The organism is Isoptericola sp. MSGPD8_1_ISO-PGPR-S23-394 (assembly GCF_058072785.1).
In genome coordinates this window covers 2,232,821-2,258,359 of sequence record NZ_CM176517.1, presented here as the reverse complement: position 1 = coordinate 2,258,359, position 25,539 = coordinate 2,232,821, and the positions used below count along the sequence as shown (strand labels likewise).

26 protein-coding genes are annotated in these 25,539 nt (G+C 73.6%); 18 read left to right on the top strand and 8 right to left on the bottom strand.

Annotation, left to right across the window (positions count from 1 at the left end):
- Positions 1-92 precede the first annotated feature (92 nt).
- From AC3RJ8_RS10370 to AC3RJ8_RS10345, 6 genes are all read left to right on the top strand, one after another.
- Positions 93-566 (top strand): cell division protein SepF, encoded by a 474-nt coding sequence (locus tag AC3RJ8_RS10370; protein WP_407318192.1) that lies wholly within the window; start codon positions 93-95, stop codon positions 564-566.
- Between the two features lie 69 nt (positions 567-635).
- Positions 636-926, top strand: coding sequence for a YggT family protein (locus tag AC3RJ8_RS10365; RefSeq protein WP_489712555.1), 291 nt, complete (start codon positions 636-638; stop codon positions 924-926).
- Positions 927-1,090: 164 nt separating this feature from the next.
- Positions 1,091-1,738 carry a DivIVA domain-containing protein gene (locus AC3RJ8_RS10360; protein ID WP_489712554.1) on the top strand — a complete coding sequence of 216 codons (648 nt, stop codon included), beginning with the start codon at positions 1,091-1,093 and terminating at the stop codon, positions 1,736-1,738.
- 125 nt (positions 1,739-1,863) lie between these two features.
- Complete coding sequence (locus tag AC3RJ8_RS10355; protein ID WP_407318188.1) at positions 1,864-2,325, top strand: TraR/DksA family transcriptional regulator; 462 nt, start codon at positions 1,864-1,866, stop codon at positions 2,323-2,325.
- 97 nt (positions 2,326-2,422) lie between these two features.
- Positions 2,423-2,995, top strand: a complete 573-nt coding sequence (lspA, locus tag AC3RJ8_RS10350) for a signal peptidase II (RefSeq protein WP_489712553.1) — start codon at positions 2,423-2,425, stop codon at positions 2,993-2,995.
- A complete protein-coding gene (locus AC3RJ8_RS10345; protein ID WP_489712552.1) occupies positions 2,995-3,924 on the top strand; it encodes an RluA family pseudouridine synthase in 930 nt (309 codons plus the stop codon). Before lspA ends, AC3RJ8_RS10345 begins: the two co-directional genes overlap by 1 nt.
- Positions 3,925-3,943: 19 nt before the next feature.
- Here the strand turns inward: AC3RJ8_RS10345 and AC3RJ8_RS10340 are convergent, their stop codons facing one another.
- Positions 3,944-4,912 carry a LacI family DNA-binding transcriptional regulator gene (locus AC3RJ8_RS10340; RefSeq protein ID WP_489712551.1) on the bottom strand — a complete coding sequence of 323 codons (969 nt, stop codon included), beginning with the start codon at positions 4,910-4,912 and terminating at the stop codon, positions 3,944-3,946.
- Between the two features lie 134 nt (positions 4,913-5,046).
- On the opposite strand from AC3RJ8_RS10340, the gene dnaE reads away from it, so the two are divergent.
- The 3 genes from dnaE to AC3RJ8_RS10325 are packed head-to-tail and all read left to right on the top strand — an operon-like array spanning position 5,047 to position 9,570.
- Positions 5,047-8,634 carry a DNA polymerase III subunit alpha gene (gene dnaE / locus AC3RJ8_RS10335; RefSeq protein ID WP_489712550.1) on the top strand — a complete coding sequence of 1,196 codons (3,588 nt, stop codon included), beginning with the start codon at positions 5,047-5,049 and terminating at the stop codon, positions 8,632-8,634.
- Positions 8,631-9,152, top strand: a complete 522-nt coding sequence (locus AC3RJ8_RS10330; RefSeq protein ID WP_489712549.1) for an NUDIX hydrolase — start codon at positions 8,631-8,633, stop codon at positions 9,150-9,152. The genes dnaE and AC3RJ8_RS10330 overlap by 4 nt, the downstream gene beginning before the upstream one ends.
- 10 nt (positions 9,153-9,162) lie before the next feature.
- Positions 9,163-9,570, top strand: a complete 408-nt coding sequence (locus tag AC3RJ8_RS10325; RefSeq protein WP_489712548.1) for a pyridoxamine 5'-phosphate oxidase family protein — start codon at positions 9,163-9,165, stop codon at positions 9,568-9,570.
- Here the strand turns inward: AC3RJ8_RS10325 and AC3RJ8_RS10320 are convergent.
- The gene (locus AC3RJ8_RS10320) at positions 9,555-9,794 is read right to left on the bottom strand and encodes an RNA-binding S4 domain-containing protein (protein ID WP_489712547.1); all 240 of its coding nucleotides are present in this window, start codon (positions 9,792-9,794) and stop codon (positions 9,555-9,557) included. The genes AC3RJ8_RS10325 and AC3RJ8_RS10320 overlap by 16 nt on opposite strands.
- 109 nt (positions 9,795-9,903) lie before the next feature.
- Between AC3RJ8_RS10320 and hisD the strand changes: the two genes are divergently transcribed.
- Positions 9,904-11,226, top strand: coding sequence for a histidinol dehydrogenase (gene hisD, locus AC3RJ8_RS10315; protein WP_489712546.1), 1,323 nt, complete (start codon positions 9,904-9,906; stop codon positions 11,224-11,226).
- A gap of 54 nt (positions 11,227-11,280) precedes the next feature.
- On the opposite strand, the gene AC3RJ8_RS10310 is transcribed toward hisD, so the two are convergent.
- Entirely contained in the window at positions 11,281-12,123 is an 843-nt protein-coding gene (locus AC3RJ8_RS10310; RefSeq protein ID WP_489712545.1) for an alpha/beta hydrolase, read from the bottom strand.
- 100 nt (positions 12,124-12,223) lie between these two features.
- On the opposite strand from AC3RJ8_RS10310, the gene AC3RJ8_RS10305 reads away from it, so the two are divergent.
- Positions 12,224-15,499 (top strand): DEAD/DEAH box helicase, encoded by a 3,276-nt coding sequence (locus AC3RJ8_RS10305; protein WP_489712544.1) that lies wholly within the window; start codon positions 12,224-12,226, stop codon positions 15,497-15,499.
- Here the strand turns inward: AC3RJ8_RS10305 and AC3RJ8_RS10300 are convergent.
- Both AC3RJ8_RS10300 and AC3RJ8_RS10295 read right to left on the bottom strand, forming a co-directional pair.
- A complete protein-coding gene (locus AC3RJ8_RS10300; RefSeq protein WP_489715618.1) occupies positions 15,496-17,757 on the bottom strand; it encodes a RecQ family ATP-dependent DNA helicase in 2,262 nt (753 codons plus the stop codon). The two genes, AC3RJ8_RS10305 and AC3RJ8_RS10300, sit on opposite strands and share 4 nt — an antisense overlap.
- Before the next feature lie 249 nt (positions 17,758-18,006).
- The gene (locus tag AC3RJ8_RS10295; RefSeq protein ID WP_489712543.1) at positions 18,007-18,420 is read right to left on the bottom strand and encodes a hypothetical protein; all 414 of its coding nucleotides are present in this window, start codon (positions 18,418-18,420) and stop codon (positions 18,007-18,009) included.
- Between the two features lie 71 nt (positions 18,421-18,491).
- Between AC3RJ8_RS10295 and AC3RJ8_RS10290 the strand changes: the two genes are divergently transcribed.
- The 7 genes from AC3RJ8_RS10290 to AC3RJ8_RS10260 are packed head-to-tail and all read left to right on the top strand — an operon-like array spanning position 18,492 to position 23,579.
- Positions 18,492-18,983, top strand: a complete 492-nt coding sequence (locus tag AC3RJ8_RS10290; protein ID WP_489712542.1) for a Rieske (2Fe-2S) protein — start codon at positions 18,492-18,494, stop codon at positions 18,981-18,983.
- 57 nt (positions 18,984-19,040) lie between these two features.
- Positions 19,041-20,165, top strand: coding sequence for a histidinol-phosphate transaminase (locus tag AC3RJ8_RS10285; protein WP_489712541.1), 1,125 nt, complete (start codon positions 19,041-19,043; stop codon positions 20,163-20,165).
- Positions 20,165-20,767 (top strand): imidazoleglycerol-phosphate dehydratase HisB, encoded by a 603-nt coding sequence (gene hisB / locus AC3RJ8_RS10280; protein ID WP_489712540.1) that lies wholly within the window; start codon positions 20,165-20,167, stop codon positions 20,765-20,767. The genes AC3RJ8_RS10285 and hisB overlap by 1 nt, the downstream gene beginning before the upstream one ends.
- 1 nt (position 20,768) lies before the next feature.
- Complete coding sequence (locus AC3RJ8_RS10275; RefSeq protein ID WP_489712539.1) at positions 20,769-21,329, top strand: hypothetical protein; 561 nt, start codon at positions 20,769-20,771, stop codon at positions 21,327-21,329.
- Complete coding sequence (gene hisH / locus AC3RJ8_RS10270) at positions 21,326-22,066, top strand: imidazole glycerol phosphate synthase subunit HisH (RefSeq protein WP_489712538.1); 741 nt, start codon at positions 21,326-21,328, stop codon at positions 22,064-22,066. The genes AC3RJ8_RS10275 and hisH overlap by 4 nt, the downstream gene beginning before the upstream one ends.
- A 47-nt stretch (positions 22,067-22,113) precedes the next feature.
- Entirely contained in the window at positions 22,114-22,845 is a 732-nt protein-coding gene (gene priA, locus AC3RJ8_RS10265; protein WP_489712537.1) for a bifunctional 1-(5-phosphoribosyl)-5-((5-phosphoribosylamino)methylideneamino)imidazole-4-carboxamide isomerase/phosphoribosylanthranilate isomerase PriA, read from the top strand.
- A complete protein-coding gene (locus AC3RJ8_RS10260; protein WP_489712536.1) occupies positions 22,842-23,579 on the top strand; it encodes an SseB family protein in 738 nt (245 codons plus the stop codon). The genes priA and AC3RJ8_RS10260 overlap by 4 nt, the downstream gene beginning before the upstream one ends.
- A gap of 31 nt (positions 23,580-23,610) precedes the next feature.
- Here AC3RJ8_RS10260 and AC3RJ8_RS10255 read toward each other — a convergent pair whose 3' ends face one another.
- The 3 genes from AC3RJ8_RS10255 to AC3RJ8_RS10245 are packed head-to-tail and all read right to left on the bottom strand — an operon-like array spanning position 23,611 to position 25,344.
- The gene (locus AC3RJ8_RS10255; RefSeq protein WP_489712535.1) at positions 23,611-24,378 is read right to left on the bottom strand and encodes a S1 family peptidase; all 768 of its coding nucleotides are present in this window, start codon (positions 24,376-24,378) and stop codon (positions 23,611-23,613) included.
- The gene (locus tag AC3RJ8_RS10250; protein WP_489712534.1) at positions 24,375-24,938 is read right to left on the bottom strand and encodes a hypothetical protein; all 564 of its coding nucleotides are present in this window, start codon (positions 24,936-24,938) and stop codon (positions 24,375-24,377) included. The genes AC3RJ8_RS10255 and AC3RJ8_RS10250 overlap by 4 nt, the downstream gene beginning before the upstream one ends.
- Before the next feature lie 43 nt (positions 24,939-24,981).
- Positions 24,982-25,344, bottom strand: a complete 363-nt coding sequence (locus AC3RJ8_RS10245; protein ID WP_407318160.1) for a DUF1844 domain-containing protein — start codon at positions 25,342-25,344, stop codon at positions 24,982-24,984.
- Between the last annotated feature and the right edge of the window lie 195 nt (positions 25,345-25,539).

Below are 25,539 nucleotides of genomic sequence, written 5' to 3'. Positions count from 1 at the left end.
TTCCGGCCGGTCGTCGGCGTGTCGTGTGCGGCCTAGCGCGTCGCCGTGGTTACCGTCAAGTCACTGACCTACCGACGAAACGGAGCAGGGCGATGGGCGGAGCGCTTCGCAAGACGATGCTGTACCTGGGGCTGGCCGACGACCAGCGCCCCGACGGGGAGTACCTCGACGAGTACGACGAGGAGCTGGAGCCGGTGCGTGACGACGACTACCAGGCGGAGGTCACGCCCTTGCACCGGGACGGCGCACCGGTGGACGCGTTCGCCGGCGGGGACCTGCGACGGATCACCACGATCCACCCTCGCTCCTACAACGACGCCCGCCTCATCGGTGAGGCCTTCCGCGGCGGCACGCCGGTCATCATGAACCTGTCCGACATGGACGACGCCGACGCCAAGCGCCTCGTCGACTTCTCGGCCGGGCTCATCTTCGGGCTGCACGGCTCGATCGAGCGGGTGACGAACAAGGTCTTCCTGCTCTCGCCCGAGCACGTGGAGATCGCCGGCGAGGAGCAGGTGGCGGAGCGCCCCGACCCTCGTGCGGGCGCCTTCTACAACCAGAGCTGACCGATCTCGTCACGCGCGACCCGGGAACGCCCCCCGGGTCGCGCGTGCTGCGTCCGGTAGGTTGCCCTCGTGAGCTTCATCTTCGGCGTCGTGTCCTTCGCCCTGTTCCTGTTCCTCGTGTGCCTGATCGTGCGCCTGGTGTTCGACTGGGTGCAGGTCTTCGCCCGCGACTGGCGCCCGCGCGGCGTCGTGCTGATCATCGCCGAGGCGGTGTACACGGTCACCGACCCGCCGCTGCGCGCCCTGCGGCGCCTCATCCCGCCCCTGACCCTGGGCAGCATCCGGCTCGACCTGGCCTTCCTCGTGCTCTTCTTCGCCACGTCGATCCTGTTCAACGTCACGAGCCGTCTGGCGGGCTGACCCGGGGCTTGTGCGACACGCGGGACCAACTCCCGTCCGACCTGTGAAGAGACCGTGAGTGCGCGGTCCCCGGAGGGCCCCCGCTGCGGGTGTCCGCTACCGTGGTCATCCACGGACGCTCCGGGTCCGTGCACTGGACCGCGCTACGGCAACGAGGTGACACGATGGCACTGCTGACGGCAGAGGACATCCTCAACAAGAAGTTCTCGGCGACGAAGTTCCGCGAGGGCTACGACGTCGAAGAGGTCGACGACTTCCTCGACGAGGTCGTCCGCACGCTCACGTCCGTGCAGGAGGAGAACGATGACCTGCGCTCCAAGCTGGCTGCGGCCGAGCGTCGCGTGGGTGAGCTGAGCCGCAGCGATGCCGCGCAGCAGTCCGCCGAGCAGCCCGACGTCGCGGCGCAGGTCCAGGCCGCGGCGGCCGCCGCCGCTGCCGCGCCGCCGGCCGGGGACAAGCCGCACGCCGAGCCGGAGTCCGCCACGGGGATGCTCCAGCTCGCCCAGAAGCTGCACGACGACTACGTGCGCTCCGGCCAGGAGGAGGGCGACCGCCTGATCTCCGAGGCCAAGTCCGAGGGCAGCCGGATCGTGCGCGAGGCGGAGGAGACCAGCCACCGCACGCTCTCCCAGCTCGAGCAGGAGCGCTCGCTGCTGGAGCGCAAGATCGACGAGCTGCGCCTGTTCGAGCGGGACTACCGCACGCGCCTCAAGAGCTTCCTGCAGAACCTCCTCGGCGACCTCGACGCGCGGGGCTCGGCCCTGCCGCCGCAGCGGCAGAACGCGAACGCCGGGCGGCAGCAGGACCTCTGAGCACCACCCGGAGCGGTCCACGCGCGGACCGGCCCCACCGCAGACACGCCACGTCGGCGCGTGCTGTTGTGCGGGCCGGTCCGCGCACTTACGCTGCGGTGACCTCACGAACGGAAGGGCCGCGAATGACCAAGCTCTCCACCTCCCAGCGGACAACGGTCCGCGAGGAGTTCCCGCACCTCGCGAAGGACGTCAAGACGTTCCCCGTCCGCGACGGTGAGGACCCCTGGACGCTCCAGGAGGTCTCCGAGCTCGCGCTGCTCCTCCTCGAGGACCGTGAGCGGTTCACGCGCGAGCTGGCGGCCGCCGACGCCGAGCTGAGCGACCTGCTGCGCAACTCCGGCGACGGGGCGGGCGACGACCAGGCCGACTACGGCTCCAGCGCCCTCGAGCGCGAGCAGGAGCTGACGCTGGTGAACAACCTGCGCGACCTCCTGGCGCAGACCACCCATGCGATCGGCCGGATCCGCAACGGGACGTACGCCACGTGCGAGATCACCGGGCACCCGATCGGCAAGGCCCGGCTGCAGGCGTTCCCGCGGGCCACGCTGTCCGTGGAGGCGAAGGCGCGCGAGGAACGTCGCTGACCGTAGAATCGGGCGCGATGTCCTCCACGCCTGCCGGCTCCCGCCGGCCTCTGCGGTCCCTGACGACGCCCCGCCCGCGCCTGCCGGCACCGCCCGGTTGCGCCGCCGTCTCGGCGCGTGGGCCCTAGCCCTCGCCGCCCTCGTGCTCGCGGTCGACCAGCTCGCCAAGTGGTGGGCGTTGTCGGCGTTGACCGAGGGCGAGCGCGTGCCGCTGGTCGGTGACCTGCTGGGCCTGACCCTCGTGTTCAACGACGGCGCGGCCCTGTCGATCGGTTCCGGGTACACGGGGATCCTGACGATCGTCGTGGTGGCCGTCGTGGTGGTGATCCTGCGCGCGGTGCGCCGCATCGGGTCCGTCGCGTGGGCGGTCGCGCTCGGGCTGCTGCTGGGTGGCGCGGTCGGCAACCTCCTCGACCGGTTGTTCCGTGACCCGGCGTTCGCCCGGGGCCACGTGGTGGACATGATCGCCTACGCTGACTTCTTCGTCGGCAACGTGGCCGACATCGCGATCGTCGTGGCCGCCGGTCTGATCGTCGTGCTCTCGTTCCGCGGCATCGCCCTGGACGGCACGCGCCACGAGGACGCCGCCGCGGAGAAGGACACGGCCGAGCAGGACGCAGCCGTTCAGGACACTGCCGAGCCGGACGCCGCCGGGAAGGACGGTTCCTGATGACGCTGCGGACCCTGCCCGTGCCGGACGGTCTCGCCGGCGAGCGGGTCGACGTCGCCCTGGGGCGCATGCTGGGCTTCTCGCGCACCCAGGCCGCGGAGCTCGCCGCGGTGGGGGCCGTCCGACTCGACGGGCGCGACGTCGGCAAGTCGGACCGGGTCGCCCCGGGCAGCTGGCTCGAGGTCGACGTCCCGGAGGCGCCCACCGCGCCGGCGGTGGTGGCGGAACCGGTCGAGGGCATGGCGATCGCGTACGAGGACGACGACGTCGTGGTCGTCGACAAGCCGGTCGGCGTCGCAGCCCACCCGTCGCCCGGCTGGACGGGGCCGACGGTCGTCGGCGCCCTGGCCGCGGCGGGCTTCCGGATCTCCACGTCGGGGTCCGCCGAGCGGCAGGGGATCGTGCACCGTCTGGACGTCGGGACGTCCGGGCTGATGGCGGTCGCGAAGAGCGAGGCGGCCTACACGGGGCTGAAGCGGGCGTTCAAGGAACGCACCGTGGACAAGGTCTACCACGCCTTGGCGCAGGGCCACCCCGAGCCGACCACGGGGACGATCGACGCGCCGATCGGCCGTCACCCCCACCACGACTACCGGTTCGCCGTCGTGGCCGAGGGCAAGCCGTCCGTGACGCACTACGAGGTGCTCGAGATGCTGCCGGCGGCGTCGCTGGTGGAGGTGCACCTCGAGACCGGGCGCACCCACCAGATCCGGGTGCACTTCTCCGCGTTGCGGCACCCGCTGGTCGGGGACCTCACCTACGGCGCGGACCCGGTGCTCGCCTCAACGGTGGGGCTGGAGCGCCAGTGGCTGCACGCCATGCGCCTGGCGTTCGACCACCCGCTGACGGGCGGCCGGGTGGAGGTCACCAGCGAGTACCCGGACGACCTGCAGGCGGCGCTCGAGGTCGTGCGCGGCGCCTACGCCTGAGGATCCTCCCGGCCCGACGTCACGTCGAGGCGCGGACGACGACGCGCGCCGGGTCGTCCGGCCAGTGTGGCGGTGCCTGCCCGTCCAGGGCCGCGAGCACGCTCGCCGCCAGGTGCTCCGACTGCGGGGTGACGGGCTGCGCCACCGTGGTCAGCGGCGGAGCCGTGACCCGGGCGGCGGGAGCGTCGTCGACGCCGATCACCGCGAGGTCGTCGGGGACCGTCAGACCGGCGTCCCGCGCCCCGGCGAGCACGGCCTGCGCGACCTCGTCGTTGTACGCGGCGACGGCGGTGACGCCTTCGGCACACCAGGCGCGGACCGTACCGGTGGCCGGTTCGTCGGCCGGCACGGCAGCCTGCCGCGGTGCGGGGAGCCGACGAGCCGCGCAGGCGTCCCGGACCCCCGCGAACCGGGCGTCACCGAACCGGCGCAGCCGGTCGTCGGTCGTCGTGGCGAACGCGACGGACCGGTGCCCGCGGGACACCAGGTGGTCGACCTGGAGCACGGCCAGGTCGTGCTGCGAGCGGTCGAACGCGCCGCCGTCGGCCGGTTCCACCGATCCCACGACGGCGATCCCGGCCTGCTCCATCGCCCGGACGTCCTCGGCGGGGAACGGCGCCAGCCCGACGACGGCGCGCGGCGTCACGGCCCGCCACAGCTCCGCCAGCGCGCGGGAGTCGCGGTGGTGGTGGACGAGCACGAACAGCCCGCGCTCGGCGAGCACGTCCGTGAGGTGGTCCAGCAGGGAGTCCACGACGGGCCCCGTCGGCCAGTCGGGCAGCACGCAGACCACCAGGTCGCTGCGTCCGCGCCGCAGCGTCCGCGCGGCCGCCGACGGCGCGTAGCCGAGCCGCGCGGCCGTCGCCCGCACGTGCTCGCGGGTCGCCTCGGAGACCGACGCCCCCGGGGTGTCGTTGAGCACGTAGCTGACGGTCGTGCGGGAGACCCCCGCGGCGCGGGCGACGTCGGCGCTCGTCACTGAGGCCACCGTTCCTCCTTCTCGGGCCGGGCAGGTCGGTCGAGGCAGCACTGTACGCGGCGGCGCGGCCCCGTGTCGGCGGGCGGCTGCCGGGACCGCGCGGCTCGTCGGAGATGTCACCGTCGGGACCTAGACTCGTGGCCATGTCGGACGCCGCTGCACCTGCCCACACCGGAGACAAGGCGGACGACTTCGTCCACCTCCACGTCCACACCGAGTACTCGATGCTGGACGGCGCGGCGCGGATGAACGACCTGTTCACCGAGGTGGCGCGGCTGGGCCAGAAGGCGATCGCGATCACCGACCACGGGTACCTCTTCGGGGCGTTCGACTTCTGGAGCACGGCGCAGAAGTTCGGGGTCAAGCCGATCATCGGCGTCGAGGCGTACGTCACGCCGGGCACGAGCCGGCACGACCGCACGAAGGTCCTGTGGGGCGAGCAGGGCCAGCGGCGCGACGACGTCTCCGCGGGCGGCGCGTACACCCACATGACGCTGTGGTCGCGGGACAACACGGGCATGCACAACCTGTTCCGGGCGTCGTCGCTGGCGTCCCTGGACGGTCAGATGGGCAAGTGGCCGCGCATGGACCGCGAGCTGCTCGAGACCTACTCCGAGGGGCTGATGGCCACGTCGGGCTGCCCGTCGGGCGAGATCCAGACGCGCCTGCGCCTCGGCCAGTGGGACGAGGCCGTGCGGGCCGCCGGGGAGTACCAGGACATCTTCGGCAAGGAGAACTACTTCGTCGAGCTCATGGACCACGGGATCGAGATCGAGTCCCGCACGTCCAAGGACCTCCTGCGCCTCGCCGAGCACATCGGCGCGCCGCTGGTCGCGACGAACGACCTGCACTACACCAAGCAGGAGGACTCCCACGCGCACGAGGTGCTGCTGGCGGTCAACTCCGGCTCGACCCTCGACGAGCCGACCTACGACCAGGGCGGCAGCCGGTTCGCGTTCAGCGGCGACAACTTCTACGTCAAGTCCGGTGCCGAGATGCGGCGGCTCTTCGCGGAGATGCCGGAGGCGGTCGACAACACGCTGCTCATCGCCGAGCGGTGCGAGGTCTCCTTCGACACCGGCGCCAACTACATGCCGAACTTCCCCGTGCCGGAAGGCGAGGACGAGATCTCCTGGTTCGTCAAGGAGGTCGAGCACGGCCTGCACCGCCGCTACCCGGCGGGGGTCCCGGACGAGGTCCGCGCGCAGGCGAAGTACGAGACCGAGGTCATCATCCAGATGGGCTTCCCGGGGTACTTCCTCGTGGTCGCGGACTTCATCAACTGGGCCAAGGAGCAGGGGATCCGCGTCGGCCCGGGCCGTGGCTCGGCGGCCGGCTCGATGGTCTCCTACGTCATGGGCATCACCGAGCTGGACCCGCTGGAGCACGGGCTGATCTTCGAGCGGTTCCTCAACCCGGAGCGGGTCTCGATGCCCGACGTCGACGTCGACTTCGACGAGCGCCGGCGCTCCGAGGTGATCCGGTACGTCAGCGACAAGTACGGCGACGACCGGGTGGCGATGATCGTCACCTACGGCTCGATCAAGGCCAAGCAGGCCCTCAAGGACGCCTCGCGGGTCCTCGGCTTCCCGTTCGCGATGGGGGAGAAGCTCACCAAGGCGATGCCGCCGCCCGTCATGGGCAAGGACATCCCGCTGTCGGGGATCTTCGACCCCCAGCACGAGCGCTACTCCGAGGCCGCCGAGTTCCGCCAGGTGCACGACACCGATCCGGAGGCGCAGCGTGTCGTGGAGACGGCCCGGGGCATCGAGGGCCTCAAGCGGCAGTGGGGCGTGCACGCCGCGGGCGTGATCATGTCCAGCGAGCCGCTCATCGACGTCATCCCGATCATGCGCCGGCCGCAGGACGGCGCGGTCATCACGCAGTTCGACTACCCGACGTCCGAGGGTCTCGGCCTGATCAAGATGGACTTCCTCGGGCTGCGCAACCTGACGATCCTCGACGACGCGCTCGAGAACATCACGATGAACGGCAAGTACGCGGTCGAGATCGAGCACGTCGAGCTCGACGACGTCGCCACCTATGAGCTGCTGGCCCGGGGCGAGACGCTGGGGGTGTTCCAGCTCGACGGCGGCCCGATGCGCTCGCTGCTGCGGCAGATGCGTCCCGACAAGTTCGACGACCTCTCCGCCGTCATCGCGCTGTACCGCCCGGGCCCGATGGGCATGAACTCGCACGTCAACTACGCGCTGCGCAAGAACGGTCTGCAGAAGATCGAGCCGATCCACCCGGAGACGGCCGAGCCGCTGTCGGAGGTCCTCGACGAGACGTACGGCCTGATCGTCTACCAGGAGCAGGTGCAGCGGGCCGCGCAGATCCTCGCGGGCTACTCGCTGGGTCAGGCCGACCTGCTGCGCCGGGCCATGGGCAAGAAGAAGCCCGAGGTGCTCGCCAAGGAGTTCGTGAACTTCGAGGCGGGCTGCAAGGAGCGCGGCTACTCCGACGCCGCGATCAAGGCCGTGTGGGACGTCCTGGTCCCGTTCGCCGGCTACGCGTTCAACAAGGCGCACTCCGCCGGCTACGGCCTGGTCGCCTACTGGACGGCGTACCTCAAGGCGAAGTACCCCACGGAGTACATGGCGGGCCTGCTGCAGTCCGTGCGGGACGACAAGGACAAGATGGCGCTGTACCTCGGCGAGTGCCGTCGGATGCGCATCACCGTCCTGCCGCCCGACGTCAACGAGTCCGCGGCGAAGTTCACCGCCGTGGGCGACGACATCCGCTTCGGGCTCACGGCGGTGCGCAACGTCGGGGCGAACGTGGTCTCGGCGATCATCGCCGCGCGCGAGGAGCACGGGGACTTCACCTCGTTCACCGACTTCCTGGACAAGGTGCCGGCCGTCGTGTGCAACAAGCGCACCATCGAGTCGCTGATCAAGGCAGGCGCCTTCGACTCCCTCGGGCACCCGCGACGTGCGCTGCTCGTGGTCCACGAGCAGGCCGTGGACTCGGTGATCTCGGTCAAGCGCAAGGAGGCCGAGGGACAGTTCGACCTGTTCGCCGACTTCGGCGGCAGCGGCGGCGCGGCCGACGACGCGGTGACGTTCGCCGTCGAGGTCCCGGACCTGCCCGACTGGGACAAGAAGCAGCGGCTCGCCTTCGAGCGCGAGATGCTGGGACTGTACGTGTCGGACCACCCGCTGTCGGGGATGGAGCACGTGCTGGCCCGCGCGGCGGACACCTCGATCGCGTCGCTCGTGGCGGACGAGGGCCGGCCGGACGGTTCGTCGGTGACGGTCGCCGGGCTGCTGACCTCGGTGCAGCGCAAGATGAGCAAGAACGGCAACCCGTGGGCCGCGGTGACGATCGAGGACCTGGAGGGCTCGGTCGAGGTGATGTTCTTCGGGGAGACCTACCTGGCGTACTCCACGGTGCTCGCCGAGGACCAGGTCGTCACGCTCAAGGGTCGCGTGCGACGCCGCGACGAGCAGATGCAGCTGCAGGCCCAGGAGGTGACGCTGCCGGACACCTCGGCCGTGGCCGACTCGCCGGTCCAGGTGACCGTGCCGCACACCCGCTGCGTCGAACCGGTGATGGTGAGGTTCCGGGAGGTGCTGGCCTCGCACCCGGGGCCTGCCGAGGTGCACGTGCACGTCGCCGAGCCCGGCAAGACGACGGTGGTCCGGGCTGCGGACCGCCTGCGCGTGGAGAAGTCGCCGGCCCTGTTCGGGGACCTCAAGGCGCTGCTCGGCCCGAGCTGTCTGTCATGAGCGAGCACGTCCGCCACAACGACGGCAGCGCGGACCACCGCTTCCGGGTGGTGCCCGCCGCCTACGTGCTCCTGCGCCGCGAGGGCCAGGTGCTGCTGCAGCTGCGGTCCGGCACCGGGTTCATGGACGGGTACTGGGCGGCCGGTGCGGCCGGCCACGTCGAGGAGGGGGAGTCCGCACGGGACGCGGCCGTGCGGGAGGCGCGCGAGGAGCTCGGCGTCACGGTGGCGCCGTCGGACCTCGAGGCGCTCACCGTGCAGCACCGGGGGCTGCCGGGCGGTCCCGCCCTCGAGCAGCGCGTGGACTTCTTCTTCGCCGCCACGCGCTGGGACGGGGACCCGGCGCTGCAGGAGGCAGACAAGGCCGCCGACCTGCGCTGGTTCCCGCTGGTCCGGCTGCCGGAGCCGGTCGTCCCGCACGAGGCCGTCGTCCTGCGCGCTCTGCACGACGGCGCCGTCCCGCGCTACCTCGAGCGCGGGTTCTCGGCTCCGGACGGGACCGCGGGCCCGACCGCGTAGGCTCGCACCTGTGATCCGCCTGAACCCCGAACAGCTCGTCTTCGTCACGGAACGTCACCTGGCCACGCTGACCACGCTGCGTGCCGACGGCACGCCGCACGTTGTCCCCGTGGCGTACACCTGGGACGCGGAGGACGGCGTCGTGCGGATCACCGCGCGGCGCACCTCGGTCAAGGCGCGCAACGCCCGCCGGCGCGGGCCGGACGGAGAACCCCCGCGGGCCGCGGTGTGTCAGGTCGACGGTGGCCGCTGGATGACCCTCGAGGGCACGATCACCGTCGTCGAGGACGCCGACGAGGTGGCCGAGGCCGTGCGGCGGTACGCGAAGCGCTTCCGCCAGCTGCAGCACGACCCGGACCGGATCGTGCTGCGGCTGACCCCCGACCGGGTGATGGCGTCGGCCTACATGTCGTCCTGAACGACGACCGCGGTCTCCTCGCCCTCGGGGCCGGCGACGGTGACGCGTGCTCCCGCGCGCAGCTGGCGGCCGCGGCGGGTCTCCGTCTCGCCGTCGACGCGGACGTCGCCGTCGGCCACGAGGTCGCGGGCGTGGTTCCCGGACTCGGCCAGGCCGGCGAGCTTGAGGAACTGGCCGAGCCGGATGACGTCGTCGCGGATGGGGACCTCGATCGGGGTGTCCATCCATCCATTCTCCCAGCCCTGGGCGGCCGGACGTCCAGGGTCGGCACGGTGGGCGACCGGGGGACGGACCGCACCGGGCCGTCCGGCGCCGACGACCTAGACTGGTGCCGTGATCCAACGCATCGACCTTCGCGGGCAGGTCTTGTCCCGCACCGAGCTCCTGCGGGTGCTGCCGCGCCCGGAGGTCGGGGTGGAGCAGGCCGTCGACGCCGTCGCTCCGATCCTGTCCGACGTCCGGACCCGCGGCGCCGCCGCGCTGCGTGACCTGGGCGAACGCTTCGACGGGGTGCGCCCCGACCATCTGCGGGTGCCCGCTCACGCGCTCGACGAGGCGCTGGCCGGCCTCGATCCCGTCGTCCGTGACGGGCTGGAGGAGGCGATCGCCCGGGTGCGGGCCGTGCACGCGGACCAGGTGCCGACCGGGCACACCACCGTCCTCGCGGACGGCGCGGAGGTGCGTCAGCGCTGGATCCCCGTCCACCGTGTGGGCCTCTACGCGCCCGGAGGGCTCGCGGTCTACCCGTCGTCGGTGATCATGAACGTCGTCGCCGCCCAGGAGGCGGGCGTGCCCACCCTCGCGGTGGCCTCGCCCCCGCAGCAGGACTCCGGCGGCCTCCCGCACCCGACGATCCTGGCGGCGTGCGCGCTGCTCGGCGTGGACGAGGTCTACGCCGTCGGGGGAGCGCAGGCGGTGGCGATGTTCGCCTACGGCGCGGCCGGGAGCGAGCCGGTGGACGGCGACGTGCTCTGCGAGCCGGTCGACGTCGTCACCGGACCGGGCAACGTGTACGTCGCGGCCGCCAAGCGGCTGGTACGAGGCGTCGTCGGGATCGACGCCGAGGCGGGGCCGACCGAGATCGCGGTGCTGGCCGACGACTCGGCGGACGCCGGACACGTGGCGCTCGACCTCATCAGCCAGGCGGAGCACGACCCGATGGCGGCCTCGGTGCTGGTCACCCCGTCCGTGGAGCTCGCCGGTGCCGTGGAGTCCAAGCTCGTGGACCTGGCGGACGCGACGAAGCACACCGCCCGGGTCACGACGGCGCTCGCCGGCCCGCAGTCGGCGGTGGTCCTGGTCGACGACCTCGAGCAGGGCCTGGCGGTCGTGGACGCCTACGGCGCCGAGCACCTGGAGATCCAGACGGTGGACGCCGCGGCCCGGGCCGAGCGGGTCCGTTCGGCCGGAGCGATCTTCGTCGGTCCGTACGCGCCGGTCTCGCTGGGCGACTACATGGCCGGCTCCAACCACGTGCTGCCCACCGGTGGCACGGCCCACTTCGCCAGCGGGCTGGGCGTGCACGCGTTCCTGAAGTCGGTGCAGGTGGTCGACTACTCGCGTGAGGCGCTCGCCGAGCTGGCCGACCGCATCGTCGCCGTCGCGAACGACGAGGACCTGCCCGCCCACGGCGAGGCGGTGCGCGGCCGGTTCTGAGCCGCGACGGCTCCCCGTCCTGGTGCCCGGTGGCCCTGCCGGCCTGGCTCGCCGTCACAGCCCGGCCCGGTCGGCGAGGCGGACGACGGCGTCCGCGATCTCGGGACCGAACATCACGGGGTCGTTGTGCCCGGCACCGGGCAGGACGAGGTGCTCCACCAGGTGGGGGGCGGCGCGTGCGACCGTGGTGGACTGCTCCGGGGGCACGATCGTGTCGGCGGTGCCGTGCACCACGGTGACCGGGACGGGGACGTCGGCGAGCGGCGTGACGACGTCGTACCGATCGCGCAGCAGCGCGTCGACCGGGAGCAGCGGGTAGTGATGGGCGGCGGTGTCGGCGAGCGAGGTGAAGGGGGAGCGCAGCAGCAGGGCCGCGGGTCGCAGCTCGGCGGCGAGTGCCGTCGCGACGGCGGCGCCGAGCGACTCCCCGAGGTGGACCGTCCGACGGGCCGGGAAGCCCTGCGCCTCGAGCGCACGCTGGGCGGCCCGGGCGTCGAGCAGCAGCCCCGCCTCGTCCGGCCGGCCGGGGTTGCCCCCGTAGCCGCGGTAGTCGAGCAGGAGCACCGCGAAGCCGCGGTTCGCGAGGTGCTCGGCGAGCCCGGCACGGTCGATCCGGTTCCCGCCGTTGCCGGGGGCCACGAGCACGGCGGCGTCGCGGCCCGTGGCGGCGGCCGGGACGAACCAGGCGGTGAGCTCCAGGCCGTCGGCGGTGCGCAGCGTGAGGTCCGTGGCGCCGTCGACGGCCACGGCCGCCGGGCCGGGGTCGTCGCGGTCGGGGTGGTAGACGAGGTGGCGCTGCCCGGCCCAGGTGGCGGCGAGGAGCGCCGCAGCACCCAGCACGACCACGGCGAGACCGCCGAGCAGCCGCCGTCGCCACCGGGACGGTTCGTCGTCCATCCCCTCATCCTCCCTCCCGGACGTCTCCCGTCGCGAAAGAGTGTGCCAAGCGACACCCGTCTCGGCGCACGGTGTCGGATCCGGGTGCGAGCATGGACCCATGCCGTCGGCCCCGCCCCGCCTCGACCCGCTCGTCGTGGGCGGGATCGTCGGCACGGTGACGTTCCGGCGGGCGCAGGGCTACCAACGTGCCGGGATGGTCGCCTCGTGGCGCTGGGACGGCGAGGCCATGCTGCTGACCGCACAGGTGGCGGGCAGCGGTCCCCGTCCCTACTCATGCCGCATGTGGTTCGCTGTCGACGACGCCGACCGGTACGTCCTCGAGGAGTCCTCGTGCTCGTGCCCCGTCGGTGTGGACTGCAAGCATGTCGCGGCCACGCTGCTCCACGTGCGCCCGCACGGCGAGGAGGGCCCCGGTGGCGTGCGGGGCTCCGACTGGCGAGGCCGCCTCGCCACCGTCACGGGGGTCACCGGGCCGACGGCGGCACCGGCGTCGGGCGGTGTGCTGCCGGTCGCGCTGCGCTTCCGCCTCGACGGTGCGCTGGGCGAAGCGGCCCCCGGGCTGTCGGTCCGACCGGTCGTCCCGTCGCGGAACGGGGGCTGGAAGACCGCTCCCGAGGCGAGCTGGGACGCTCTGGCGCGTGGTCTCTACGCGTTCGCCGGCGTCCGTGCCACGCCCGCTCCCGAGGTGCGTCGCTGGTTCGCCGACCTGGGGGCCGGCCTCGGGGACGGCTCCGGACGGTCCCGCGACGGGTGGCGCCCGCTCGGCGCCGGTGGGCGGGGACTCTGGGCGCTCCTCGCGGAGGCCGTCGACCTGAGCATCCCGTTCGTCGGGCACGGGGTCCGCGACGAGGTCCACCTGGCGAGGACGGCGACGGTCCGTCTGCAGGTCGCGGCGACCACCGACGGCGTGCGGCTGTCCCCGGTCGTCGCGCACGACGGCTCCGACGCGACGACCGAGGCCCGGCTCGGCGCCGTGGGGGACACCGGTCTGTACGCCGCCGAGGCCGAGGACGGCCGGACGGTGCTCCGGATCGGCCCCACCCCGCGGCGGCTGGGGGAGGGGGCGCGTGAGCTGGTGGCGCTCGGCCCCACGGACGTGCCGGCAGCCGACGTCGACGAGTTCTTCACCGAGCACCTGCCCGCCCTGCGCCGCGCGGCCCGCGTCGTCTCGGATGGGAGCGTCGACCTGCCCGAGAACCCTCGGCCGCAGCTCGTCGCCACCCTCCGGTTCGACTCGCCCGAGCATGCCGAGGTCACTTGGACGTGGCGCTACCCGCGTGGCGAGCGGGAGACGTCCACCGTCCCGCTGACGGGCGGGGTGCTGGACCCGGCCCGCGACCCGGAGGCCGAGCTGGAGATCGGCGAGAAGGCCACGTCCGTGGTGCGCGGGATCGCAGGGTTCGAGAGGTTCGAGCTCGACGACCAGCACCGCTTCACCGGGCTGGACGCCCTCGACCTGGCGCACGACGTGCTACCCGCGCTCACGACAGCCGGAGTCGTCGTCGACGGTGACCCCGCACCCGACTACCACCATCTCGACGGCCCGGCGCGCGTGGTTGTCGACGGGGCACCGTCGGGGGACGCCGACTGGCTCGACCTCGGCCTCTCCGTGACGGTGGCCGGCCGGGAGGTCCCCTTCACGCGGCTCTTCACGGCGCTCGCCCAGGGGCGCAAGCGGCTGCTCCTCGTCGACGGTTCGTGGTTGCTGCTGAACCAGCCCTCGCTCGTGCGACTGCGCTCGCTCATCGAGGAGGCCACGACCCTCGGCGACCGGACGGGCCGGGTCCGGCTCAGCCGTTACGACGCCCAGCTCCTCGGTGAGCTCGAGGACGCGGCCGACGACGTGCACGTCCCGGACCGGTGGCGCCGCGCGGCCGCCGGGCTGCGCACGCTCGCCGAGGACGGCCGGACGCCGCGGCCGCTGGAGGCACCTGCCGGCCTGCACGCCGAGCTGCGGCCCTACCAGCACCAGGCGTACGAGTGGCTGACCTACCTGTGGGAGCACGACCTCGGCGGGATCCTCGCCGACGACATGGGGCTCGGCAAGACGGTCGAGGCGCTCGCCTTCCTCGCCCGGGCGCGCGCCGAGGCCGCGGGCGCGCCCCCGTTCGTCGTGGTGGCGCCCGCCTCCGTGGTGGGGAACTGGACCGACGAGGCGGCGCGGTTCACGCCCGCGCTCGACGTCGTGGCCATGCCCGCCACGACGAAGAAGCTCGGGCGCAGCCTTGCCGAGGTCGCCCGTGGAGCCGATGTCCTCGTCACCTCGTACGCCGTCTACCGCCTGGAGTTCGAGGCCTTCGCGGAGCTCGAGTGGTCCGGGCTGATCCTCGACGAGGCACAGTTCGCGAAGAACCCCCGCACCCGGGCGAACCAGACGGCACGTCGGCTCGACGTGCCGTTCAAGCTGGCGATCACGGGCACGCCGCTGGAGAACAACCTCACCGAGCTCTGGGCGATGCTCGCGATCGTGGCACCCGGCCTCTATCCGTCCCTGCATCGCTTCCGCGCCGAAACGGTCCGACCCGTGGACGCCGCGGCCCAGGACGGCGACCCGAAGGTGGTCGCGGCGGGCAACCGGGCGCTGGCCCGGCTCCGCCGCCGCATCCGACCGCTGATGCTGCGCCGGACCAAGGACCAGGTGGCGCCGGAGCTGCCCGAGCGTCAGGATCAGGTGCTGCGCGTCCCGCTGACTCCGGACCACCGCCGCGTCTACGACACCCACCTGCAGCGCGAACGCCAGCGGCTGCTCGGGCTGCTGACGGACTTCGAGGCCAACCGGGCGGCGATCTTCCGGTCGCTGACGACGCTGCGGCGCCTGGCGCTCGACGCCTCGCTCGTGGACGACGCGTACGCCGGGGTGTCGTCGGCCAAGCTCGACCTGGTGCTCGACCAGCTCGTCGAGATCGCGGCGGAGGGGCACCGGGCGCTGGTCTTCTCCCAGTTCACGTCGTTCCTGCGGCGGGTGCAGCAGCGGTGCGACGAGGCCGACCTGCCCGCGGCCTACCTGGACGGGAGCACCCGCGACCGGGCCGCGGTGATCCGTGGGTTCAAGCAGGGCGACGCCCCCGTGTTCCTCATCAGCCTCAAGGCCGGCGGCTTCGGGCTCAACCTCACCGAGGCCGACTACGTCTACCTGCTCGACCCGTGGTGGAACCCGGCGGCGGAGGCGCAGGCCGTCGACCGCACGCACCGGATCGGTCAGACCCGCCGGGTGTCGGTCACGCGGATGGTCGCGGCGGACACGATCGAGGAGAAGGTGCTGGCTCTGGCACGGCGCAAGGCCGCCCTGTTCGACGCCGTGGTCGACGACGACGCCGGCGCGTTCGCCGGGTCACTCGCGGCCGACGACGTGCGCGGACTGCTGGACGGTTAGCGGACCCCGAGCACGAACGGGTGGACGGCGGCGGCCCCCGCCTGGCGCAGCAACCGGGCCGCGACCGTGAGGGTCCACCCCGACTCCGTCCAGTCGTCCACCAGCAGGACCGTGCGTCCCGGGAGCCCCGCCAGCGCCGTCTCCCCGAGCTCGAGCCGCAGGCGTCGGGCGACGCCGGCCAGCCGCATCGCGGAGTTGACGTCGTGACGACCAGGTTCCTCCTGCCCGGGCACCGGACCGACCGCCCCGATGAGCGGGACGCCCAGGTACGAGGCCAGGCCGTTGGCCAGGTGGTAGGTGAGCTGCGGCCGGGTGACCGACCGCACCGCCACGACACCCTCGACGACCAACGGACGCTCGGGTCCCTCGTCCGGCACCGCGCTCTCGGCGCCGTCCGCCGCTGCCCGGAGGGCGTCCCAGTCGCCGAGCACCCGTGCCGCGGCGGTGCGGAGCGCGACGGGGGTCTCGCCGTCGGGCGTGGTCGGCGCGAACAGCTCCCGCACCGGCCCTGACCACCCGAGACCGTCGAACCGGGCCACGGCGCGGCCGGGCTCGGCGCGCTCCGCCGCGGGGATCTTGCCCTTGACCTCCAGCCCGAGCGCCGCGAGACCGGACGGCCACATCTTGCGGGGCTCGACCTCGACGCCGGGGCGGTCCATCTCGGTGCGGGCCTCGGCGACCGACTCCGACGACGGGGGCGGGGGCAGCGCGACACCGCCGCAGCGGTCGCAGCGTCCACACGTCCAGCCCTCCGGGAGCGCCGGGTCGTCCAGCTGAGCGCGCAGGTACCGCATCCGGCAGCCGTCGGTGGCGACGTAGTCGAGCATGGCCTGCGCCTCCACCCGGCGCGTCTCGGCGACCCGCTCGTAGCGGGCGGCGTCGTAGACCCACTCCGCGCCCGTGGCGACCCACCCGCCCTTGACGCGGCGGACGGCGCCGTCGACGTCGAGGACCTTGAGCATCGACTCCAGCCGGGAGCGCTTGAGGTCGACGAAGGTCTCCAGCGCCGCCGTCGAGAGGGTCTCGCCCGAATCGCCAAGTGCCGCGAGCGTCGCGCGCACCTGCGGCTCGGCGGGGAACGCCTGGGACCCGAACCAGTCCCAGATGGCCTTGTCCTCGTGGCCGGGCAGGAGCACCACCACCGCGGAGTCGACGCCACGGCCCGCGCGACCGACCTGCTGGTAGTAGGCGATCGGGGACGACGGTGCCCCCAGGTGGACGACGAACGCGAGATCGGGCTTGTCGAAGCCCATGCCGAGCGCCGACGTCGCGACCAACGCCTTGACCCGGTTCTCCTTGAGGTCCTCCTCGAGCTGGGCGCGCTGCGTCGGATCCGTGCGACCGGTGTAGGCGGCCACCGCGAGACCCGCGGACCGCAGCTGGGAGGCGACCTCCTCCGCGGCGGAGACCGTGAGGCAGTACACGATCCCCGAGCCGTCGATCTCCTGCAGCGCCTCGACGAGCCACGCCACGCGAGTGGGCTGGTCGCCGAGCTCGAGCACCGCCAGGTGCAAGGACTCCCGGTCCAGCCCGCCACGCAGCACCAGCACCTCGTCCGAGGAAGCCATGGCACCGTCGACCGCGGCGACACCACCGCCGTGCGCGCCGGCCCGGACCGCCATCTGCTCGGCGACGTCCCGGGTCACGCGTTCGTTCGCCGTCGCCGTGGTGGCGAGCACGGGGATCCCGGGCGGCAGGTCGGCGAGCAGGGTGCGGATGCGCCGGTAGTCGGGGCGGAAGTCGTGCCCCCAGTCGGAGATGCAGTGGGCCTCGTCCACGACGACCAGGCCCGCGTCGGCCGCCAGGCGCGGAAGCACCTCGTCGCGGAACGACGGGTTGTTCAGACGCTCCGGCGAGCACAGCAGCACGTCCACCTCGCCCGCGGCGATCTGGGCGTGGACCTGCTCCCACTCGGTGACGTTGGCCGAGTTGATCGTGACGGCATGGATCCCGGCCCGCGCCGCGGCCGCGACCTGGTCGCGCATGAGGGCCAGCAGCGGCGAGACGATCACCGTCGGGCCGGCGCCGCGCGAGCGCAGCAGGCTGGTCGCCACGAAGTACACGGCGGACTTGCCCCAGCCCGTGCGCTGGACGACCAGGGCGCGGCGGTGGAACGCCACGAGCGCCTCGATGGCGCTCCACTGGTCCTCGCGCAGCTCGGCGTCGTCGCGACCGACGAGCGCCCGCAGGGCTTCCGTGGCCTGCTCACGCAGGGTCCCACCCTCACCGCCCGCGGTGTCCATCAGCCCGCGGAGCATGGCGAGCTTGGCGCGTCGGGTGGCGTCGGCCCGGTCGACCGGCGCGGCCGAGTCCGCCGGTTCCGCCGGTTCCCGCGGGTCCACCGGGCGGGGCGGTGCGGCCTCGTCGGGCGGCGGGGGTGCGTCGTCGGCCGGCGGCTCGTCGGCGTCGGTCCAGGCGGGCACGAGGTCGGCGTACGGGTCGTCCGAGGAGGTCACCCTGCGATCGTAGGGGGAACCGACGACATCGCACGGCGCCGGTCCACAGGGTCAGCGAGCCTGCTCTCGCACGAGCGCCATGGTGGCGGCGACGACCGCGACGAGCTCCGCGGCCGCGGCGATCAGCTCGTCGCGCCCGACGATCTCGGGCGAGATGCCCAGCAGGTTCGACGTGGTGGAGGTGATGAACGCCAGCAGCGTCGCCGCGCCGAAGACGATGCCGCCCACCAGCGGCAGCCAGTGTCGCCAGGTCAGCAGCAGGACCGCGATGACGACACCGCTGATCGCGTTGACCAGGAACAGCGGGCCGACCAGGGGGATGTCGTCGTAGCCGCGCGTCCACAGCACCAGGTGCACCACCGCCGAGACGAGCACTCCGGCCGCGGCCAGGGAACGCCACACCCAGGAAGGGTCGACGGCGGGGCGGCCGCGTGGCGCTGGCACCCGACCGGTGGGGGCGTCCATGATGGACATGCTGCCACCCCGGTGTGCTCCGCGACACTCACGACCCGACCAGAACTCCGAGGGGAACCGCCATGACCGAGCTCGACCTACCGCCGAGCCGTCCCCCCGGCCGGCACCCGGCCCCGCCCCTCACCGCGTGCTGCTCGCGACGCCAGGTGCTGCGCGGCGCCGGCGTCGTGGCGGGCGCCGTCGCCGGCGGGGGCGTGCTCGCGGCGTGCGCGGAGGGCACGGACCCCGCGCAGTCCGTCGACGACGTCTCCTCCGCCGGCGCCGGCGAGGTCGTCGTGGCGCTCGCGGACGTCCCGGTCGGCGGGGCCGTCGGCGCCGAGGTCGCCGGGGTAGCGGTGCTCGTGACGCAGCCCACCGAGGGGGAGGTGCACGCCTTCAGTGCTACCTGCACCCACCAGGGGTGCACCGTCACGCCGGGCGACGGCGTGCTGGAGTGCCCGTGCCACCGGTCCGTCTTCTCCCTGACCGACGCCTCCGTGCAGTCCGGCCCGGCGCCGGAGCCGCTCGGGGAGATCGCGGTCGAGATCTCGGGCACCGACGTGGTGGTGGCCTGACCCCCGCGGCGGGCCACACCGGTCGGGTCATCACCCGGCCGCTCGTAGACTGGTGCGGTGACCACTCCCGACGCTCCGGCCCTGCCGCTGCGCCCCGAGCTCGCCGACGAGGTGCCCTACGGCGCCCCCCAGCTCGACGTGCCCGTCCGGCTCAACGTCAACGAGAACCCGTACCCGCCGTCCGAGGCGGTCGTGGCGACCATCGCCGAGCACGTCGCGCAGGCGGCGCGAGGGCTCAACCGGTACCCGGACCGAGACTTCGACGCGCTGCGTGACGACCTCGCGAGCTACCTCGCGGTCGAGTCGGGGGTCCGCCTCGACCGGTCCCAGGTGTGGGCGGCCAACGGGTCGAACGAGGTGATGCTGCACCTGCTGCAGGCCTTCGGCGGACCCGGCCGGACGGCGGTGTCCTTCGCTCCCACCTACTCGATGTACCCCGAGTACGCCCGGGACACGCACACCCGGTGGGTGACCGGCCGCCGGGCCGAGGACTTCACGATCGACACGGCCGCCGCGGTCGCGCTGATCGAGGCCGAGCGGCCGTCGGTCGTCCTGCTCGCCAGCCCGAACAACCCGACGGGCACGGCCCTCGACACCCGGACGGTCGAGGCCGTCCTGGACGCCGCGGCGCAGGTCCCCGCTGTCGTGGTCGTCGACGAGGCCTACGCCGAGTTCCGGCGCGAGGGCACGCCGTCGGCGCTCGCCCTGCTGGACAGGTACCCGCTCCTGGCGGTCACCCGCACCATGTCCAAGGCGTTCGCCGCCGCGGGTCTGCGGCTGGGGTACCTCGCGGCGTCGTCCGAGCTCGTGGACGCGCTCCGGGTCGTCCGGCTGCCGTACCACCTGTCCGCCGTCACCCAGGCGACGGCTCGGGCCGCGCTCGCGCACCGCGGGTCGCTGCTCGCCCAGGTGGCGGACCTGCGTGCGGGACGCGACGAGCTCGTGGCATGGTTGCGCGCGCAGCGCGTCGACGGCCGGCCGCTGCGGGTGGCCGACACCGACGCGAACTTCGCCCTGTTCGGCACCTTCGACGACCGGCACGCCGTCTGGCAGGGCCTGCTGGACCGTGGTGTGCTCGTCCGCGAGACCGGCCCTGCGGGCTGGCTGCGGGTCTCGGTGGGCACACCGGCAGAGAACCAGGCGTTCAAGGACGCGTTGACCGACGTGATCGGAGAGAACTGATGGCAGACCGCACCGCACGCGTGGAGCGTGTCACCAGCGAGTCGAGCGTGGTCGTCGAGCTGAACCTCGACGGGACCGGGCGCACCGACATCTCGACGACCGTGCCGTTCTACGACCACATGCTCACCGCGCTCGGCAAGCACGCGCTCCTCGACCTCACCGTCCAGGCGACCGGGGACACACACATCGACGCCCACCACACGGTCGAGGACACCGCGATCGTCCTGGGCCAGGCGCTGCGCGCCGCGCTCGGCGACAAGACGGGCATCTCCCGGTTCGGCGACGCCGTGGTCCCCCTGGACGAGGCGCTGGCCCAGGCGGTCGTCGACGTCTCCGGCCGCCCGTACCTCGTGCACTCCGGCGAGCCCGCGGGCCAGGAGTACCACCTGATCGGGGGGCACTTCACGGGTTCCCTGACCCGGCACGTGCTGGAGTCGCTCGCGCACCACGCCGCCATCTGCCTCCACGTGCGCGTCCTGGCCGGCCGGGACCCGCACCACATCGTCGAGGCCCAGTTCAAGGCCCTGGCCCGCGCGCTGCGGGCCGCCGTCGCCCCGGACCCCCGGGTCGAGGGCATCCCGTCGACCAAGGGAGCGCTGTAAGGTGCCCAGCCCCTCCACACCCGACCAGCCGGGACGCCGGGACCTGCCCGACGTCCCCGCCGAGATCGAGATCCCCGACGACTTCGAGGTCCCCGACGACCTCTCCGGTCTCGGCCTGTCCCAGGACCCCGAGATCGCCGTCCTCATCACGCAGGTGGCGGACGCCGAGCCGCTGGCGGCCGCGTGCGTCCTCGCGGACGTGGAGGTCGACGCCGTGCCCACGCCGGTCGGTGCGCTCGCCGTCCTGCGGGACCGCACGGGTGACGCGCCCCGGCAGGCGGCCGCCAAGATCTCGCGGCTCGTGACCGGCGTGCCGCTGATCCTCGTCACACGCCAGGGCGAACAGCTCACGTGCCGGCGGTTCGCCGACGGCACGGAGGACGGCGAGCTTCCCGCCGGGCTGGTGCTGGGCGGTGCGCCCGACGCCCTGGAGGACCTGCTGACCGGCCACGTCGCGCTCGACGAGCTGCCGGGCGTCGTCCCGTCGTCGGGCATCGGGCGGCTCAAGGCCGCACGACTGCTCTCCCAGGTCGCCCGCAAGGGACGGAGGAGGGAGGGATGACGGACCCGTCCGGACTCCTGCCCGACGACGGCGCCGCGGCCGAGCTCAACGCCCGGCCGGCAGAGCGCGAACGGCCGGCGGGTCGCCCGCGCGTGGTCGTGCTCGACTACGGCTTCGGCAACGTGCGGTCCGCGGTCCGCGCCCTGGAACGTGTCGGTGCCGACGTCGAGCTGACGGCCGACCGCCGGACGGCGACCGAGGCCGACGGCCTGGTGGTCCCCGGAGTCGGCGCGTTCGCGGCCTGCATGGACGGGCTGCGCGCCGTCGGCGGCGACCAGGTCGTGGACCGCCGCCTCGCCGGGGGCCGGCCTGTCCTGGGTGTCTGCGTGGGCATGCAGGTCATGTTCGACGCCGGCGTGGAGCACGACGTCCGGGCGGACGGGCTGGGGGAGTGGAGCGGCGTCGTCGACCGGCTCGAGGCCCCCGTGGTGCCCCACATGGGATGGTCGGCGGTCGAGCCGGCCGAGGGCACCACCCTGTTCCGCGGCGTGGAGGACGAACGGTTCTACTTCGTGCACTCCTACGCCGCGCAGTCCTTCACCCAGGGGCACGACGACGCCGCGGACCCGCGGTACACGCCGCCGCGTGTCACCTGGGCCACGCACGGGCCGGACGACCGGGCGGCACGGTTCGTCGCCGCCGTCGAGGACGGCCCGCTGGCCGCCACGCAGTTCCACCCCGAGAAGTCCGGCGACGCCGGCGCCACCCTGCTCGAGAACTGGGTGCGATCGCTGTGAGACGTCCCGGCCGCACCACCATCCCCTCACGACTGGAGTCCTGACGCATGACCGAACGCCTCGTGCTGCTACCCGCCGTCGACGTCGCCGACGGCCAGGCCGTCCGCCTCGTCCAGGGGGAGGCCGGCTCGGAGACCTCGTACGGCGACCCGCGGGCCGCCGCCCTCGACTGGCAGGCGGGGGGCGCCGAGTGGATCCACCTGGTCGACCTCGACGCGGCCTTCGGCCGGGGGTCCAACGCCGAGCTGCTCGCCGGCGTCGTGGCCGAGGTCGACGTCCAGGTCGAGCTCTCCGGAGGCATCCGCGACGACGCCTCGCTGGAGCGCGCGCTCGCCACCGGCGCCCGCCGCGTCAACATCGGCACGGCCGCGCTGGAGGACCCCGAGTGGACGGCCCGGGTCATCGCCGAGCACGGGGACAAGGTCGCCGTCGGGCTGGACGTGCGCGGGACCACGCTCGCCGCCCGTGGCTGGACGCAGGAGGGCGGCGACCTGTGGGAGGTCCTCGCGCGCCTCGACGACGCCGGCTGCGCGCGCTACGTCGTCACGGACGTCACCAAGGACGGCACGCTGCGCGGCCCGAACGTCGATCTGCTGCGGGAGGTCGCCGCCCGCACCCCGGCGAAGGTGGTCGCCTCGGGCGGGATCTCCTCCCTCGCGGACCTGGAGGCGCTGCGGGCGCTGACGGGCGAGGGGGTCGAGGGCGCCGTCGTGGGCAAGGCCCTGTACGCGGGCGCGTTCACGCTGCCCGAGGCGCTCGACGTCGCGGGTCGCCCATGAGGTCGATCCAGCCGACCAGCCAGTTCGCCGGGGACGACGGCTCGGCCGACGTCGAGCTGGCCCGCCGGCTCGAGGGCCTGCGCGCCGGCACGACGCCGCTGCGTGACGTCGTCGCGCGCCTCGCCGAGACCCGGGTCCTGGTGCCCGTGCTCGCCGAGGTGGAGGCGACCGGCACCGTCGAGCGGGACGGGGTGGAGCACACCGTCGACAAGGAGGCCTCGTCCGGCGTGGTGGCGCTGGAGTCCGCGGACGGCCGGCGCGCCCTGCCGGTCTTCACGTCGGTCGCCGCGATGCAGACCTGGCGCTCCGACGCCCGTCCCGTCCCGGTGGAGGCCGCGCGGGCGGCGCTGTCCGCGGTCAACGAGAAGTGGTCGTTGCTGGTGGTCGACCCGGCCGGTCCGGTGACGGCGCTCGTGCCGCGCCCCGCCGTGTGGGCGCTGGCCCAGGGCGTCGAGTGGCGGCCGGCGCTGGTCCCCACCGCGGACGGGGTCGAGGTCGACGCCGAGATCGCCCGGGCGATCGGAGACGCCGCCGCCCCGGTCCAGCACGTCGTGCGGGCCTCGGCCGAACCCGGGCGCAAGGCGGAGGTCGCCGTCGTCCTGGCCCTCGACCCGGGCCTGGACCGGGCCGGGCTCGACGCCGTCCTCGGCCAGGTCAACGCCCGGCTGGCCGCGGCGAAGGTGGTCGCGGACCGCGTGGACTCGCTCGAGCTGCGCATCGCGGCGGCACGCTGACCGCACCGGCCCGTGCGGTCGGTCCGGTTCCTCAGCAGGGGGTGAGCTCGGTGAACGCCGCGGTGTCGTCGAGCATCTCGCGCAGGGTCGACTGCGGCACGAGCAAGGACCGTCCGTCGGTCGTCTTGGCGTAGACGACGCCGATGACGTCCCCCGCCTCGTCGAGAGCCGCCGACCCGGACGATCCCGGCTCGACCGGCGCGTCCGTGACCAGCACCTCGCCGAGATTCTCGTGCAGGGGGTCGGTCGTCGTGCCGATGACCCGCCCCGCCGTCACGGTGAGGCGACCGCCGGCGGGGTAACCCACGACCGTCACGTCGTCGCCCGGCGCGGGGTCGTCGTCGGCGAGCCGCGGGAACGACGGCAGGGGGTCCGTGGTGCGGACGACGGCGAGGTCGGCCAGGGTGGCCGTGCTCGCCGCGGACACGTCCAGGTCCCGCCCGTCGTACGTGCTGACCTGCAACGCCGAGGAGTCGGCGACGACGTGCCGGTTGGTGACGAGCGTGTGCTCGTCGAGGGCGAACCCGGAACCGGTCGACAGCGTGTCGCAGCCGACGTTGCGGATGCGGACGGCCATGCGCTGCACGGCGTCGAAGCCGTCGGGGGAGAGCTGGGCGGACCCTTCGGCGGACAACGACGGAGCCGCGACGGACGGGACGATGTCCTGCGGGACCGGCGGTGGCATCTCGGGCAGGGCCGAGCACGCGCCCAGCAGGAGCGCGAGCGCGCCGACGAGGCTGGAACCGACCGCCGTGCGCCGAGCCGCACCGTCCGGCACCACGTCGGCTCGCCTGCTCACTGGGCGAGCTCCTGCTGGAGCTGGGTGTTCGCGTCGTTCGCCTCGTCGCAGAGGGCCTCGACGTCGGTGGCGAACCTCTCCAGGTCCTCCGGGTCGTAGGCCTCGCGGTCCTTCAGGTAGCCGATGAGCTGGGACTGGGCGCTGGTGCACTGGCCCAGGGCGGTCGCGACCACGCCGGCCGCCTCGCTGACGCGTCGCTGGTAGTCGAGGTACTGCTGGCTGGCGACGTTCTCGTCCCCGAGCTGGGCCTTCTCGTCGGCCAGGTCGGTGATGCGCGCGGTGGCCGTGTCCAGCTGCTCGCGTGCCGCCACCAGCTCGGCTGTGACCCCGTCCAGCTCCGCCTGCAGGGCGGAGACCTCCTCGGCGTAGCCGTGCGCCTCGGCCTCCCACCGCTCCGCGTGGTCCTCCCAGGCGGACGTGGCCCGCCAGAGGTAGCCGGCGGTGGCGATCGTCACGACGAGCAGCACGGCGAGGACCACGGCGGTGACACGAGCCGTCCGGCCCCGGGCACGGTCGCGCCCGCGCCGTCCCGTGCGGGCCGGCGCAGCGTCGCCGGGCACGGGCGACGGAGCCGGTTCCCAGGGTCCCGGGGCCTGCGTCATCTCAGACGACGGAGCCCGTGTACTTCTCGCCGGGGCCCTCACCGGGCTCGTCGGGGACGACGGACGCCTCCCGGAAGGCGAGCTGGAGCGAACGCAGACCGTCCCGCAGCGAGCGGGCGTGCTGGTTGCCGATGTCGGGTGCGGCGGCGGTGACCAGCGCGGCGAGCGCGGTGATGAGCTTGCGGGCCTCGTCGAGGTCGAGGTGCTCGGCGGGGTCGTCCTCGGCCAGGCCGCACTTGACGGCCGCAGCGCTCATGAGGTGGACGGCGGCGGTGGTGATGACCTCGACGGCCGCGACGTCGGCGATGTCCCGGGTCGCCGTGCCGGGGTCCGACGTGGCACCGGGATCGGTGGTGTGGCTCATGGGGTCCATCTTGGCACCTCCCGGGCGCTCGGACGCCCGAGGCCGGGCCCGCACGTGGCGGACCCGGCCTCGGGTGCGGCGTGTCGCCGGCTCAGCCGGTTCTCGCGCGGCCGGCTGAACCTGCGCTCCGCGCCGGGCGGTTGCCTCGTTCCTCGGCCCCCACCCGCTGCTGCGCTCCGGCTCAGCCGGTTCTCG